This window comes from Xylophilus sp. PBN-3R (genome assembly GCF_057747805.1).
This window is the reverse complement of the sequence record NZ_CM173225.1, coordinates 2,019,835-2,034,208: the sequence shown is the minus strand read 5'-3', so window position 1 is coordinate 2,034,208 and position 14,374 is coordinate 2,019,835. Positions and strand designations below refer to the sequence as shown.

The following is a 14,374-nucleotide window of genomic DNA, read 5'->3' as shown; positions in this document are numbered from 1 at the left end:
CGAAGAAGTCGTTGGTCTTAAGACATCAAAGTCTTAAAGTACACCTAAAGCCCGAGCGTCGCCCATGACGCGTCGGGCATCCAAAAATGGTGCCCCCCGACTTCCGATGTATCAATACACCGCCTTCGACCGAAATTTCGTCCAACACCGTGCGGACCAGTTCCGTGACCAACTCGAGCGCTGGCAAGCCGGCGCACTGACCGAAGACGAGTTCAAGCCGCTTCGACTTCAGAACGGCTGGTATGTGCAGCGTTACGCGCCCATGCTGCGGGTGGCGGTGCCCTACGGCGAAATCTCCAGTGCCCAACTCAAGGTGCTGGCGCGCATCGCACGCGAATACGACGAACCCGAAGCCGACGCGTTCAAGACGGCGATGGCAGGCCAGGGCGCCCTGGGCACCACGTTCCTGCCCACCCATTGCGGCCATTTCACGACCCGTCAGAACGTCCAGTTCAACTGGATTCCCCTGGCCAAGGGTGCGGACGTAATGGACCTGCTGGCGACCGTCGACATGCACGGTATCCAGACCAGCGGCAACTGCATTCGCAACATCACGACCGACGAACGCGCCGGCGTGGCGGTCGACGAGATCGCCGACCCTCGCCCGTTTGCGGAAATCATGCGGCAATGGAGCACGCTGCACCCCGAGTTCGCGTTCCTGCCGCGCAAGTTCAAGATCGCCATCACCGGCGCCACCGAAGACCGGGCCGCCACCGCCTGGCACGACGTCGGCCTGCATGTCATCAAGAACGAAGCCGGCGAAGTCGGTTTCCGCGTTTCGGTCGGCGGCGGCATGGGCCGCACACCCATCCTGGGAACGGTGCTGCGCGAGTTCCTGCCCTGGAACCAGATCATGAATTACCTCGAAGCCGTGGTGCGGGTCTACAACCGCTACGGCCGCCGTGACAACATCTACAAGGCCCGCATCAAGATCCTAGTGAAGGCCGAAGGCCAGCGCTACATCGACGACGTCGAAGCCGAATACAAGCAGATCGTCGAACACGACGGCGGCCCGCACACCATCACGCAGGCCGAGTTCGATCGTGTCAATGCATCGTTCGTACCGCCGAAACTGGCCGTGGACGATTCCGAAGCCGGCGTGGCCGCCGCCAATGCTGCCGTGCTGGCATTCGCAGCCGAAGAACCGGCCTTCGCCCGCTGGCTGCAGCGCAACGTCGCGCCTCACCAGAACCCGGCGCTGCGTGCTGTCACGCTGTCGTTCAAGCGCCCCGGCCAGTCGCCCGGCGACGCCACCGGAGACCAACTGGAAATCGCCGCGTCCCTGACAGACGACTTCTCGGCCGGTGAAGCCCGCGTCACCCACGACCAGAACCTGCTGTTGCCCTGGGTGCCTGCAATCCAGTTACCGGCACTGTGGCAGGCCGCACGTGCCGCCGGTTTCGCCAGCACCAACGTGCATCTGCTGACCGACATGATCGCCTGCCCGGGCGGTGATTTCTGCGCCCTGGCAAACGCCCGTTCGCTGCCTATCGCCAATGCCATCACCGAGCGTTACCAGGACCTGGACGAGCTCGACGACATCGGCGAAATCGATCTGCACATCAGCGGCTGCATCAACTCCTGCGGCCACCACCACAGCGGCCACATCGGCATCCTGGGCGTGGACAAGGACGGCAAGGAGTGGTACCAGGTCACCCTGGGCGGCTCCGACGGCTCGGCGCTATCGGGTGCTCCGCAGGTCGGCAAGGCGGTCGGCCCTTCGTTCACCGGTGCCGAGGTGCCCGACGTGATCGAGGCGGTGCTCGGCACCTATCGCGACACCCGCCTGAACGGCGAATCGTTCATCGACACGCTGCGCCGCGTCGGCCACGACCCTTTCAAGGCTGCCGCCAACGCAGCCCGCGCGCCCAAGGCCGAAGAAGCCCTGGCCTGACCGAAGGACAACCCCACCATGACGACATCCCACCTGAAGCCGCTGCGCCTGGTTTCCGCCGAAGAAAGCGCCGCCACCGCCAACGACGCGGCCCGTGTGCTGACCCTGGCCAACGACGAAGACCCGCTCACGCTGGCCGACCGGCTGGAAGGCATCGAACGCATCGACCTGAACTTCCCGAAGTTCACTGACGGCCGCGCCTACAGCCAGGCCTTCCTGCTGCGCAAACGCCTGGGTTTCCAGGGCGACCTGCGTGCCAACGGCGACGTGCTGATCGACCAGCTGGTGCATATGGCCCGCCAGGGTTTCAGCAGCGCGGTGCTCAAGGCCGGCGTCGACGCTTCTGCCGCCCAGCGCCAGTTCGACCGGTTTTCCGGCTTCTACCAAGGCGATGTGTCGGCCAAGCCGCACTTCGTCGAAGCTGAAGCCTGAGAGGCCCAGCCAATGTCGGACGCCCTGCTGGCGCTGCAACGCGGCCGCCCTTCTGCCGATTTCGACGCCAAGGTCGAGTTCTCCACCGCGCTGCTGCAAAAGGCGGCGGCGCAATACAGCCCGCTGACCCAGGCATCGAGCCTGGGTGCCGAAGACATGGTCGTCACCGACCTGATCCGGCGCAGCGGCATCGACTGCGCGGTGTTCGTGCTGGACACCGGCAAGCTGCACGATGAAACCCTGGCGCTGATCGACCGCCTGAAAACCCATTACGGCCGCGATGTCGAGGTCTATCGCCCCGATGCGGCCGTGGCCGACGCCTTCGTGGCGGCCAACGGCGAAGACGCCATGTACCGAAGCCTAGGCCTGCGCAAGCAGTGCTGCGACATCCGCAAGATGGTGCCGCTGGAGCGGGCCCTTGCCGGCAAACGCGGCTGGATCACCGGCCTGCGCCGCGAACAGTCGCAGGCTCGCGCCGAGGTGCACGACATCGAGGCGCCCGACGACGCCAAGGCCGGCAGTCGCGCCAAGGTCAACCCCCTGGCCGCCTGGACCTGGGGCGACGTCTGGCATTACATCAGCCTGCATGGCGTGCCCTACAACCCGCTGCACGACCAGTTCTTCCCGAGCATCGGCTGTGCGCCCTGCACCCGCGCCGTCACCCTGGGCGAAGACTTCCGTTCCGGCCGCTGGTGGTGGGAAAACGAAAGCGCCAAGGAATGCGGCCTGCATGTGGCTGCCGGCCATGACGGCGCGCCTTCGGGCACCAGTCAGGACGACCCGCTGGCATCCGACGTTTCGCCCATCAGTTTTTATCCCCTGAGCCGCCCCGTGAAAGAGACCGCCGCATGAACGCCCGCACAGAACCCCAGCTTCTCGGGACCGCACACCTCGCCGACAGCCACCTCGATGCATTGGAAGAAGAAGCCATCTTCATCCTGCGCGAAGTGGCCGCCGTGTTCGAGCGCCCCACCCTGCTGTTCTCGGGCGGCAAGGATTCCCTGGTGTTGCTGAAGCTGGCCGAAAAAGCTTTCGTGGGCAATGACGGCGACGCGGTCGGCAAGGGCAAGATCCCCTATCCGCTGCTGATGATCGACACCGGCCACAACTTCCATGAAGTGACCGATTTCCGCGACAGCCGCGCCGCCGAACTGAAGGCCGAACTCATCGTCCGCAGCGTCGAGGATTCGATGGCCCGCGGCACCGTGCGTCTGGCCCACGAAGGTGAGTCGCGCAACGTGCACCAGTCGGTCACGCTGCTCGAAGCGATCGAGGAATTCCGCTTCGACGCCCTGATCGGCGGTGCCCGCCGTGACGAAGAAAAGGCGCGCGCCAAGGAACGCATCTTTTCGCACCGCGACAGCTTCGGCCAGTGGCAGCCCAAGGCCCAGCGGCCCGAACTGTGGAACCTGTTCAATACCCGCATCCAGCCGGGCGAACATTTTCGTGTGTTCCCCATCTCCAACTGGACCGAACTCGACGTGTGGCAATACATCGCCCGCGAAAACATCGCCCTGCCCTCGCTTTACTACACGCACCAGCGTGAAGTGGTGGAACGCAAGGGCCTGCTGGTGCCGGTCACGTCGCTCACCCCGGCACGCGAAGGCGAAACGCCGGTGTTGCGCGACGTGCGTTTCCGCACCGTCGGCGACATCACCTGCACTTGCCCGGTGGCCAGCACTGCCGCCAACGCCGAAGACGTGGTGATCGAAACCCTGTCGGCCGAGGTCAGCGAGCGCGGATCGACCCGCATGGACGACAAGACTTCAGACGCTTCGATGGAAAAGCGCAAAAAGGACGGGTACTTCTGATGAGCAATATTGACGAACAACACGGTGCGGCCCTGCGTTTCATCACCTGCGGCAGCGTCGACGACGGCAAGAGCACCCTCATCGGCCGCCTGCTGGTCGATACCCGCGCCGTCCTTTCCGACCAGTTGGCCGGCGTGCAGCGTTCCGGCGCCACCGACCTGGCACTGCTGACCGACGGCCTGTCGGCCGAGCGTGAACAGGGCATCACCATCGATGTCGCCTACCGCTACTTCGCCACCGCACAACGCAAGTTCATCATCGGCGACGCGCCGGGCCACGAGCAGTACACCCGCAACATGGTCACCGCCGCTTCCAGCGCCGACGCCGCCGTGGTGCTGGTCGACGCGACCAAGCTGGCCTGGGCGTCGTCTGACTCCGCCGGCGAACACACCCTGTTGCCACAGACCCGCCGCCACAGCCTGCTGACCCATCTGCTGCGGGTGCCGTCGGTGATCTTCGCGGTCAACAAGCTCGATGCGGTGGACAACGCCACGGTCGCTTTCAACCGCATCCGCACGGCGTTGGAAACCTTCGCCCGCGAAGCCGGCATCACGGTCGCGGCTACCGTGCCGATGTCGGCGCTCGAAGGCTGGAACGTGGTCGATGCGCGTGCAGGCTGGGCCGGCTACGACGGTCCGTCGCTGCTCGAAATCCTCGAAGGTCTGCCAGCCACGCCGGCCGACGTGGACCTGCCGTTCGCCTTTCCGGTGCAGTGGGTCGAGAAGTTTTCTTCTTCGGCCGATACGCAGAAGGGCCGCCGCGTCTTCTGGGGCCGGGTCAACGCCGGCCAGGTGGCCGTCGGCCAGGATGTGATCGTCATGCCGGGCGGCGCCGTCGCCCGTGTGGCGCAGGTGGTGGACCATGCCCGCCGTCCGCAGGAACACGTCGCCGCCGGCCACAGCACCGGCATCGTGCTGGACCGTGAAGTCGATGTTTCTCGCGGCGACTGGCTGCTGCAGCCCGGCGCTTTCGAGTCCGAACGCACCCTGCGCGCCACGGTCGCATGGCTGGACGACGAACCTCTGGTGCCAGGCCGCGTGTACTGGGCGCTGCACGGCCATCGCTGGGTGAAGGCCAAGGTGTCGCGTATTGTCGACAGGCTCGACATACAGACACTGGAGCGCCAACCGGCTGAAAAGCTGGAAGCCAACGCCCTCGGCCATGTCGAATTCGCACTTCAGGAGCCTCTGGCCACGCTGCCTTTCAGCCGCTCGCGCACTCTGGGCGCACTGGTATTGGTGGACACCGCCAGCCAGCGCACATCGGCTGCCGTGCTGGTCGATTGATCGTCGGTGCCCCATCGATCGAGTCCGATGCCGGGTTTTGCGCCCGGCATTCTTCTGTTTTCGCCCGCGAACCCCTAAAATCGCGGGCTTTCCCTGAACGTTTGCACTGAGACCATGACCCACGTCGTCACCGAAAATTGCATCAAGTGCAAGTACACCGATTGTGTGGACGTGTGCCCCGTCGATTGTTTCCGCGAAGGCCCGAACTTCCTGACGATCGATCCGGACGAATGCATCGACTGCGCCGTGTGCATTCCCGAATGTCCGGCCAACGCCATCTACGCCGAAGAAGACGTGCCGCCGGACCAGCTGGCCTTCATCGAACTGAACGCCGAACTGGCACGCCTGGCCGGCTGGAAAAGCATCACCAAACGCAAGCCCTCGATGCCCGACGCGGACGAGTGGAAAGACAAGCCCAACAAGCTGGCCGAACTGATCCGTTGATCGCCACCGACGCGCTGATCGTCGGTGCCGGCCCTGCCGGCCTGTTTCTGGCTTTCGAACTCGGCCTGCTGGGCATTCACAGCCACATCGTGGATGCCCAGGAAACCCCGGGCGGCCAGGTCGCCACGCTTTATGGCGACAAACCCATCTACGACATCCCCGGCATCGCGGCCTGCACCGGCCAGCAATTGACCGACCGCCTGCTGGAGCAGGTGAAGCCTTTCGAGCCCAGCCTGCACCTGGGCCAGGAAGTCGTCACGCTGGCCTCGGGTGGCGACGATGGCGGCTGGCGGCTTGCCACTTCCCGGGATCGGCATTTCCACAGCAGTTGTGTCTTCATCGCCGCCGGGGTCGGAGCCTTCGCGCCGCGTCGGCTCAAGGTCGAAGGCATCGAGGCGCTGGAAAACACGCAGGTGTTTCACTGGCGTCCCGCGCCGGGCAGCCTGGGCGGCAAACAGGTGCTGGTCATCGGTGGTGACGAACTGGCGCTGGACCGCATCGATTCATTGCTGGCCGAGGCCCAGCCCCCGGCCGTCATCACCCTGATGCACCGACGGGCGCAGATCCAGGCCGAGCCTGATCGGCTGGCGCGGTTCGAAGCCCTCTGCGAATCGGGCCGTATCGTGTTCGAAGCCGGGCAGGTCACCACCCTGCTGCTGGCCGAAGGTCGGCTGACGGGCGTCGAACGCGCCGGCCCCGATGGCGACCTGCCGCCGCTCCCCGTCGAAGCCATCGTGGTGGCGCAAGGCCTGAGCCCGCGCCTGGGACCGCTGTCCGACTGGGGCCTGGCCATGGACCGCAAACAACTCCCGGTGGATACCGCCCGGTTCGCCACCAGCCAGCCGGGCATCTTCGCGGTGGGAGACATCGTGACGTATCCCGGCAAGAAGAAGCTCATCCTTTCGGCCTTCCACGAGGCCACCCTGGCTGCCTTTGCCGCGGCCGACCTGCTGAATCCGCAACGCAACCAGGTGCTGCAGTACACATCAAGCAGCAGCCTGCTGCATGAACGCCTCAAATTAAACGGCAAAAATACGCCGCTTAATTGAATAAAACAATTTAACCGGCAAATATCGGCTGGTTATGGAGTTTCATTTGACGGGTTGTCACGGGATGATTAGAGTGGCCTGGCAGGAACCCCATGACCACCCGACACCTCACCCCCGAAGAACTGGAAGCCACGCTCGGCGAACGCCTGAAGGTCTTGCGCCTGGACCATGACCTCGACCAGAAAACGCTGGCCGAACGCGCCGGCATCAGTGAACGGTCGCTGCGCAATCTCGAAGGCGGCCGGGGCTCCACTCTTCGCACCCTCACCTCGGTGCTTCGTGCCCTTGGCCGCGAGGAATGGCTGGACACCATCGCGCCCGTCTCCACCATCAACCCCCTGATGCTGAACCGGGCAGCCGAGCCCCGCCAGCGCGCCAGCCGGAACCGCCATGCCAACAAGCCCTGAAGCATCCAGGCGCCCAGCCCGCCGCACGGCCTATCGCCACATCGACAAGGTCGACGTCTACCTGTGGGACCGCCACATCGGCGCGGTCGCCCTCGACCCGGCATATGGCTATTACGCATTCGCCTACACCGAAGCCTTCAAGGCCAGCGGCATAGAACCTTCGCCGCTGCACATGCCGGCCCGCGGCAGCCGCCCCTACCTGTTCACCGAACTGCCCGAGGCCACCTACAAACGTCTTCCAGCCCTGCTGAGCGACGCCCTGCCCGACGACTTCGGCAACGCCCTCATCAACCGCTACATGGCCGACCACGGCATTCCCGCCAATGCCGTCAGCCCGCTCGACCGGCTCGGCTACATGAGCACCCGCGGCATGGGCGCGCTGACCTTCAAGCCGTCGCGCGGGCCGGCCAACCGCAAGCCGACGTCCATCGTGCTGAGCAACCTGGTCGAGCAGGCGCGCAAGGCGGTGGCCGGCCATATCGACGACGACGACCATGCCAATGCAGCGCTGCGCAGCATCATCGAAGTGGGCACGTCGGCCGGCGGTGCACGCGCCAAGGCGGTGGTCGCCTGGAACCCCGAAAGCGGCGAGATCCGCGCCGGCCAGCTCGACGCGCCGGAAGGTTTCGAACATTGGCTGCTGAAGTTCGACGGCATGGGCCTGGACAGCGAACTGGGCCAGTCGCAGCAATACGGCCGCATCGAATACGCCTACCACCTGATGGCCCGCGCGGCCGGCCTGCAGATGAGCGACTGCCGCCTGCTGCAGGAAAACGGCCGGGCGCATTTCATGACCCGGCGTTTCGATCGCGGTGCGGACAGCAGGCGCCACCACATGCAGACGCTGTGCGCCATGTCGCACCTCGACTACAAACGCAAGGGCACCAACGCCTATTCGCAGTTGTTCATGGCGATCCGTGCCCTGGATCTACCGTATGAGGCGATGGAAGAAGCCTTCCGCCGCATGGTTTTCAATGTGCTGGCGCGCAACTGCGACGACCACACCAAGAACTTTTCCTTCCGGCTGCAGCAGGGCCGTGGCTGGGAACTGGCCCCCGCCTACGACGTCACCTTCGCCCACAACCCGAACGGCGAATGGACCCACCAGCACCTGATGTCGGTCAACGGCAGGTTCAGGGGTTTCGAGCGGGCCGACCTGCTGGACGAAGCCCACCGTTTCGGTGTCGGTTCGGCTCCCCGGGTGATGGCCGAAGTCTCGTCTGCGCTGGAGTCTTGGCGCGGTTTTGCCGAACAGGCGGGCCTGTCGGAACCGGTTGCCGACGGCATTGGAAAGCAGTTCCTGAAGCTGTAGGCAAAGGTTCAGTGAAAGTCGCGGCTCTTCTGGGTTCCGAGCCGTCCCAGCATGTGTGTCATGTCGCGGAAATCACGCCCCAGCAGATGCCGCACCTGCCCGCCGCTTTCGTGGTCGCGTTGCCAGACACCCTTCACCGCCAGCAGGCGCGACTTCAGCACCACGTCACGGAACTTCTCGACCGCATCGGCCCAGACGATGACGTTGATGACACCGGTCTCGTCTTCCAGCGTGATGAACAGGGTGCCCTTGGCGGTTGGCGGCCGCTGCCGCATGGTGACGATGCCGCAGGCCTGGACCGGCGTGCCGTGGGGTTTGTCACGCATCTGCTGGGCTGTCATCAGCCGTTGTTTGCGAAGGCGCTCGCGCAGCAGGGCCAGCGGATGGCGGCGCAGTGTCAGACCGGTCGAGGCGTAGTCGCCGATGATTTCTTCGGCTTCCGAGGCTTCGGGCAGGATCAGCGGATCTTCCAGCACCGGTACGCCCCGCAGCAAGGCGGGCGAACGTCTTTGTGCACTGGCCTCCCACATCTGCTGGCGCCGGTGGCCCGAAAGCGACATCAGCGCATCGGCCGCCGCCAGCGCCTGCATGTCGCGGGTGTCGAGTTCGGCGCGCAAGGCCAGGTCCTCGGTGCTGGTGAACGGTGATCTGCCACGCGCCGCGACGATGCGTTCCATGCCCTCCTTCGATAAACCCGCCACCAGCCGCAGCGACAGCCGCACCGCCGGCTGGGACAGCCGCCCTGGCTGCGGCACCTGCGTACCGGGCCAAACCGGCTCGCCCGGCGCCGGCCGCGACGGTTTGCCCTTGTCGGACGCGGGGCGGGGATGCAGTGCCCATTCCACACCGCTGTACAGCGGCGCCTGCGGGCTGTCGTGGCGCTCCAGCACCGAGTCGATGCCGCTCAGCGTGACATCGATCGGCCGCACCTCTACCGCATGGCGCCGGGCGTCCTGCACCAGTTGCGAAGCCGAATAGAAACCCATGGGTTGCGCATCCAGGATGCCCGCCAGGAAACACGCCGGCTCGAAGCATTTGATCCAGCAACTGAGGTAGACCAGCAGCGCAAAACTTGCCGCATGACTTTCGGGGAAGCCGTATTCGCCGAAGCCCTTGATCTGCTCGAAGATGGCGTTGGCAAATTCGGCCGGATAACCCCGGCGGATCATTCCCTGCACCAGCTTTTCCTGGAAGTGATGCACCCCGCCCTTGCGCCCCCAACCCGCCATCGAGCGGCGCAGCTGATCGGCTTCGTCGGCGCTGAATCCGCCGGCGTCCATTGCCAACTGCATCACCTGTTCCTGGAAGATGGGAACACCCAGGGTGCGTTCCAGCGACTTCTTCAATTCGTCCTTCACGTAGAGGATTTCCAGGTCCTCGCGCTCGCGTTTGCGGGCTTTCAGGTACGGATGCACCATGCCGCCCTGGATAGGCCCGGGCCGGACGATGGCCACCTCGACCACCAGGTCGTAGAACTTGCGTGGCAGCAGGCGCGGCAGCATCGACATCTGCGCCCGGCTTTCGACCTGGAACACACCCACGGTATCGGCGGTGCAGATCATGTCGAACACCGCGGCCTGATCCCGGGGAATCTCGGCCATGGTCCAGTCGGTACCGCGCCAGCTGTTGCGGAAATCGATCATGCGGCGCAGGGCCGACAGCATGCCCAGGGCCAGCACGTCCACCTTCATCAGGCCGACGGCTTCGAGATCGTCCTTTTCCCACTGGATGATGGAGCGCCCTTCCATGCTGGCCTGCTCGACCGGCACCAGCCGGGTCAGCGGGCCGTCGGTCAGCACGAAACCGCCCACGTGCTGGCTGAGGTGGCGCGGAAAACCTCGCAGCTGATGGGTCAGTTCGAGCCAATGGTCGACCAGGGGCTGAGGCGCCGACACCCCGGTCCGGGCCTGTACCTCGACCAGTTGTTTTTCCAGGATGTCCTTGTCGAACCAGTAGTGGTCCTTGGCGAAGGCGTCGATCAGCGGCTCGGGCACGCCCAGGGCCGCGCCCACATCGCGGATGGCCATGCGTGACCGATAACGCACCACGGTGGCCGCGATGGCGGCGCGGTCGCGGCCGTACTTTTCATAGATGTACTGGATGACTTCCTCGCGCCGCTGGTGCTCGAAGTCGACGTCGATGTCGGGCGGCTCGTTTCGTTCCTTGCTGATGAAACGTTCGAACAGCAGGTTCGAATCGTCCGGCCGCACCTCGGTGATGCCGAGGCAGTAGCAGACCACCGAATTGGCGGCCGAGCCGCGGCCCTGGCAGAGGATGTGTTCGTCCCGGGCGAACCTCACGATGTCCTCGACCGTCAGGAAGTACATCTCGTATTTCTTGAAGGCGATGAGCCGCAGTTCCTTCAGGATCTGGACCCGCAGCTTGCGCGAAGAGCCATCCGGATAACGCCGCCGGACACCGGCAAGCACCAGGCGGTTGAGCGCCTGTCCGGGGGACAGCCCGGGCGGCACGCTTTCCTTGGGGTAGCGGTAGGAAATCTGTTCCATCCGGAAACTGCAGCGCGCCGCCAGCACCTGGGTGGCCTGCAGAAGTTCGGACGGGTACAGCGTTTCCAGCCGGTCCAGCGGCCGCAGGTAACGCTGGGCATTGCGTTGCAGTGCAAAACCGCAGTCGCCCACCGTCCGGCCTTCGCGCACCGCCGAGATCACGTCCTGCAAGGGCTTGCGGCCGGCCGCGTGCATGTGCACGTCACCGCAGGCCAGCAGCGGCACGCCGGCCGCTTCGCCCGCCTGCTGCAGCATCGATAACCACAGGTCGTCGTCGAAGTCGCAAAGCAGTTCGACGCCCAGCCAAAGCCCGTCTGCACCGAAACGCTCGCAGGTGGCCGACAGGTCGACCGACACCGTGTCGACCTTGCGTACCGGCAGGTAGATACGTTCGCAGCCCGCCAGCAAACGCCAGTCGATGGCGCGGATGTCGTACCGGCCTTTTTCGGCCGCCATGCGCGCCGCGGAGATGGCCTGGCACAGGCCCCCCCAGCCGTCCAGGTCGCGGGCGATGGCGACCAGGCGGGCACCGTCTTCCAGCAGGAACTCGGCCCCGTACAGCAGTTGCAATTCGACCGGTTCGGGCAGGTCGCGGTTGAACTGCCGCAGGCTGTCCCAGGCCCGCACCACACCTGCCACCGAACATTCGTCGGTGATGGCGATGCCCTGGTAACCCAGCTTGAGCGCGCGCATCACCAGTTCGTCCGGGTGCGAGGCGCCGCGCTGGAAACTGAAGTTGCTGATGCAGTGAAGCTCGGTATAGAGAACGGAAAAAGGCGGCGCCAGGGCTGCCTCGACGGCGGGCGGGCGTGCGGGCACAGGAAACCGCAGCACCGAAGGCGGATCGGGCCGCCCCTGCAGGCTGACTTCCTTTTCAGGCATACAGGCCGTGCAGGAACCAGTCGCCGCCTTCGGTTTCCAGTTCGACCGGCATGTCGCGCTGCCGATGCAGTTCCTGGAAAATCCACACCAGACCCGCACCAGGACTCTCGGCAATGAAATAGTCACGCACCGCACGTTGCGGAGCCTTGCCGTCGGGCGATGTCCACCAGCCGGTCTCCAGCCGCTGCGGGCCCGCCACGGTGCGCAGCAGGCCGCGCCACAGCGGCTTGCCCTGGCGGGTTTCCAGGCGCAACGGGTCGGGCAGCAGCCAGCCGGGGTAGATGCCGTCGGCCTGCACGTCGCGGCGGACCGGCGACGGCTTGCCAGGTGCGGTCTTACCGAGAAAGCGGCGCAGGTTCGAACGTGCCGGCAACCACTGCTGCATGCCGTCGGGCCGGTGGTCGGCCTGGGGCACGGCGGCCAGCACGCTGCCCTCGCCCAGCCGCGCGCTGAGGCGTTCGACCAGTTCATGCAGCGCATCGCCCTTGCGGTTGTCCTCGGGCAGGAAACTGAAGCTTGCGCCCCCCCAGGGCGCGGTTTCAAGCGAGCGCAGGCGCAGCCAGCTGGCCGGCGCGAGCATCTTCTGAAGGGCCAGCTTCTCGCCCATCAGGCGCTGGATGTGTGCCGTGTCCTGCAGCGGCTCGGCGGTGCGCAGAAGGAGCTCCTGGAACGGCGGCAGGTCCACGCCGTCGATACGTTTCAGGTCGAGTGTCCATTGCAGTTCGAGGGCCAGCACACCGCGATGGCGGGCACGCAGCCAGATCTGCAACGACTTCAGCAGCCGGCCGGCCGACCACATCAGTTCGGGCGCTCTTTCGGCCAGTGCCGGCAATTCGAGCTTCAGTTCGAAATGCTCAGGCAATTGCAGCCAGGGAAACACCTCGGGCCGACGCAGCCAGGCGACGTCGAGCGCCTCGCGCAGCGGGATGCCGAAACGCCGCGCCACACCGGCACGCGGCAGTTTTTCGACGTCTCCCCAACGCAGGCAGCCCAGGCGTTCCAGCATGTCCAGATGTGGCCGGGCCGCGCTGAGTGTGCACAGCGGCAGGTCGGCAGGGACATCGGCTGGCGGACGCCGATCCGCGGCAAAGAGCCGCAGCCGAGCCAGCGCCGTGACGCTGCTGCTGCCGTCGGCCCGCAACAGGCGGGCTTCGGGTGCCGGGTTGCTCGACAGCATGGCCGCCACCAGCCCGCGCGGGCCACCCCATAGACGTTCGCAGGCCGACACCTCCAGCAGCAATGCCTCGTCGAGCCAGGCCACACGCGGCGTGAACTGCAGCGCCCACCAGCCCAGCGCCTCGCGGGTGGGCAGGGTCGCATCCGGCGGCAGGGGCTCACCCGGCACCACCGGAGCGTGTTCAAGCTGCCACTGCAGGGCGATCCAGCGCATTGGCGGTCTCCTTGGGTGGCAGCACCAGGCGAAGGACGGTGACTCCGGCCGAAGCGACAGGCGCCGTGACAACACCGGGCTGGCGTGTGTCCCGCCGTTGCCGCGCGGCAGCCAGCACCGCCGCCAGCCGCGGCGGATGCGCCGCCACCGACACGGGTGCGGCCAGCGGCGGACCGCGCCGTTTGAGCAGGTGGATGGACAACTGGTCGGGCGTATCGCCCCCTTCGACCAGCAGGCGCAGACGGGCGGGCGATGCATGGCCGGCCTGCGCGGCGGGTCGGAACACCCACAGCAACCGATCAAACTGCGCGGCCGCCAGCTGCAGCCTTCGCAGTTCACCCACCCGCGCCTGCGGCAGCCAGGCCAGCACCGCCGCTACATCGGCGCAGCGCAGCGCCTGTTCGCAGGCCCACAGGCGCGCCTGGGGCGCATCGCACCGCACCCACAACAAGGCCTCCGGCGGCACCCCCTGCGCGGCCAGTGCCGGGCTGAAGGGCTGGTAAGGCGCACCGATCATCGCCACCGGCCGCTCTTGCGCCGCCACCGCACGGCCCAGGGCCGGCAACAACAGCGGCCAGGCAAAGGTCTCGGGGCCGGAATGCAGCACCTCGGTCATGGCCCCCACGGGCCAACCGCCACCAGGCAGTTCGGCATCGAGGGCGGCGAACCCGCTGGATTCAACCGCACCCTCGGCCCGCGCAAGCGATTCGGCGCGCCAGACCTGCCTGAAGCCATCAGGCTGGGCGGCGGCATGGGCATCGAAGGCAGCGAGGGACATGAGAGCGAGACAAAAAGAATGAGAGGAAAAACCACGGACACCTGTATTTTTATACAGTAACGCCATCTGCGATAGGGGCGTCCATGCTTTTTTACGCAGGCACCGGCGAGGTGCGCGAAAATTGCCTGTCATCCAGAGGCCACGGTCCTTTCGTACCGTTCCCGGCCCGCCATCCCTGCACA

The 14,374-nt window shown here is 65.9% G+C and carries 12 protein-coding genes; 9 read left to right on the top strand and 3 right to left on the bottom strand.

Translation table 11 applies throughout. From position 1 onward, the window contains the following. Positions 1-106: 106 nt before the first annotated feature. From AC3ANW_RS09645 to AC3ANW_RS09605, 9 genes are all read left to right on the top strand, one after another. Positions 107-1,894: a nitrite/sulfite reductase gene (locus tag AC3ANW_RS09645; protein ID WP_488344952.1), complete on the top strand. Its 1,788-nt coding sequence runs from the start codon at positions 107-109 to the stop codon at positions 1,892-1,894. 18 nt (positions 1,895-1,912) lie between these two features. After that, positions 1,913-2,326 (top strand): DUF934 domain-containing protein, encoded by a 414-nt coding sequence (locus AC3ANW_RS09640; protein ID WP_488344951.1) that lies wholly within the window; start codon positions 1,913-1,915, stop codon positions 2,324-2,326. Positions 2,327-2,338: 12 nt separating this feature from the next. After that, positions 2,339-3,178, top strand: coding sequence for a phosphoadenylyl-sulfate reductase (locus AC3ANW_RS09635; RefSeq protein WP_488344950.1), 840 nt, complete (start codon positions 2,339-2,341; stop codon positions 3,176-3,178). Next, positions 3,175-4,137, top strand: coding sequence for a sulfate adenylyltransferase subunit CysD (cysD, locus tag AC3ANW_RS09630; RefSeq protein ID WP_488344949.1), 963 nt, complete (start codon positions 3,175-3,177; stop codon positions 4,135-4,137). Before AC3ANW_RS09635 ends, cysD begins: the two co-directional genes overlap by 4 nt. Continuing rightward, positions 4,137-5,423 carry a sulfate adenylyltransferase subunit 1 gene (locus tag AC3ANW_RS09625; protein ID WP_488344948.1) on the top strand — a complete coding sequence of 429 codons (1,287 nt, stop codon included), beginning with the start codon at positions 4,137-4,139 and terminating at the stop codon, positions 5,421-5,423. The genes cysD and AC3ANW_RS09625 overlap by 1 nt, the downstream gene beginning before the upstream one ends. Before the next feature lie 114 nt (positions 5,424-5,537). Continuing rightward, positions 5,538-5,867 (top strand): ferredoxin FdxA, encoded by a 330-nt coding sequence (gene fdxA / locus AC3ANW_RS09620; RefSeq protein ID WP_488344947.1) that lies wholly within the window; start codon positions 5,538-5,540, stop codon positions 5,865-5,867. After that, positions 5,864-6,916: an NAD(P)/FAD-dependent oxidoreductase gene (locus tag AC3ANW_RS09615; protein WP_488344946.1), complete on the top strand. Its 1,053-nt coding sequence runs from the start codon at positions 5,864-5,866 to the stop codon at positions 6,914-6,916. Before fdxA ends, AC3ANW_RS09615 begins: the two co-directional genes overlap by 4 nt. 92 nt (positions 6,917-7,008) lie before the next feature. Next, on the top strand, positions 7,009-7,323 hold the full coding sequence (locus AC3ANW_RS09610; protein ID WP_488344945.1) for a helix-turn-helix domain-containing protein: 315 nt from the start codon (positions 7,009-7,011) through the stop codon (positions 7,321-7,323). Beyond that, the gene (locus tag AC3ANW_RS09605) at positions 7,307-8,635 is read left to right on the top strand and encodes a type II toxin-antitoxin system HipA family toxin (protein ID WP_488344944.1); all 1,329 of its coding nucleotides are present in this window, start codon (positions 7,307-7,309) and stop codon (positions 8,633-8,635) included. Before AC3ANW_RS09610 ends, AC3ANW_RS09605 begins: the two co-directional genes overlap by 17 nt. Before the next feature lie 8 nt (positions 8,636-8,643). Here AC3ANW_RS09605 and AC3ANW_RS09600 read toward each other — a convergent pair whose 3' ends face one another. The 3 genes from AC3ANW_RS09600 to imuA are packed head-to-tail and all read right to left on the bottom strand — an operon-like array spanning position 8,644 to position 14,192. Continuing rightward, on the bottom strand, positions 8,644-12,024 hold the full coding sequence (locus AC3ANW_RS09600) for an error-prone DNA polymerase (RefSeq protein WP_488344943.1): 3,381 nt from the start codon (positions 12,022-12,024) through the stop codon (positions 8,644-8,646). Next, positions 12,017-13,414: a DNA polymerase Y subunit UmuC family protein gene (locus AC3ANW_RS09595; RefSeq protein WP_488344942.1), complete on the bottom strand. Its 1,398-nt coding sequence runs from the start codon at positions 13,412-13,414 to the stop codon at positions 12,017-12,019. Before AC3ANW_RS09595 ends, AC3ANW_RS09600 begins: the two co-directional genes overlap by 8 nt. Then, a complete protein-coding gene (gene imuA / locus AC3ANW_RS09590; RefSeq protein ID WP_488344941.1) occupies positions 13,383-14,192 on the bottom strand; it encodes a translesion DNA synthesis-associated protein ImuA in 810 nt (269 codons plus the stop codon). Before imuA ends, AC3ANW_RS09595 begins: the two co-directional genes overlap by 32 nt. Positions 14,193-14,374: the final 182 nt, after the last annotated feature.

Excerpts from the sequence above, each read along its gene's own strand:
- AC3ANW_RS09645 (WP_488344952.1), top strand. The coding sequence starts at position 107 with ATGTATCAATACACCGCCTTCGACCGAAATTTCGTCCAACACCGTGCG.
- AC3ANW_RS09640 (WP_488344951.1), top strand. The coding sequence starts at position 1,913 with ATGACGACATCCCACCTGAAGCCGCTGCGCCTGGTTTCCGCCGAAGAA.
- AC3ANW_RS09635 (WP_488344950.1), top strand. The coding sequence starts at position 2,339 with ATGTCGGACGCCCTGCTGGCGCTGCAACGCGGCCGCCCTTCTGCCGAT.
- cysD (WP_488344949.1), top strand. The coding sequence starts at position 3,175 with ATGAACGCCCGCACAGAACCCCAGCTTCTCGGGACCGCACACCTCGCC.
- AC3ANW_RS09625 (WP_488344948.1), top strand. The coding sequence starts at position 4,137 with ATGAGCAATATTGACGAACAACACGGTGCGGCCCTGCGTTTCATCACC.
- fdxA (WP_488344947.1), top strand. The coding sequence starts at position 5,538 with ATGACCCACGTCGTCACCGAAAATTGCATCAAGTGCAAGTACACCGAT.
- AC3ANW_RS09610 (WP_488344945.1), top strand. The coding sequence starts at position 7,009 with ATGACCACCCGACACCTCACCCCCGAAGAACTGGAAGCCACGCTCGGC.
- AC3ANW_RS09605 (WP_488344944.1), top strand. The coding sequence starts at position 7,307 with ATGCCAACAAGCCCTGAAGCATCCAGGCGCCCAGCCCGCCGCACGGCC.
- AC3ANW_RS09600 (WP_488344943.1), bottom strand. The coding sequence starts at position 12,024 with ATGCCTGAAAAGGAAGTCAGCCTGCAGGGGCGGCCCGATCCGCCTTCG.
- AC3ANW_RS09595 (WP_488344942.1), bottom strand. The coding sequence starts at position 13,414 with ATGCGCTGGATCGCCCTGCAGTGGCAGCTTGAACACGCTCCGGTGGTG.
- imuA (WP_488344941.1), bottom strand. The coding sequence starts at position 14,192 with ATGTCCCTCGCTGCCTTCGATGCCCATGCCGCCGCCCAGCCTGATGGC.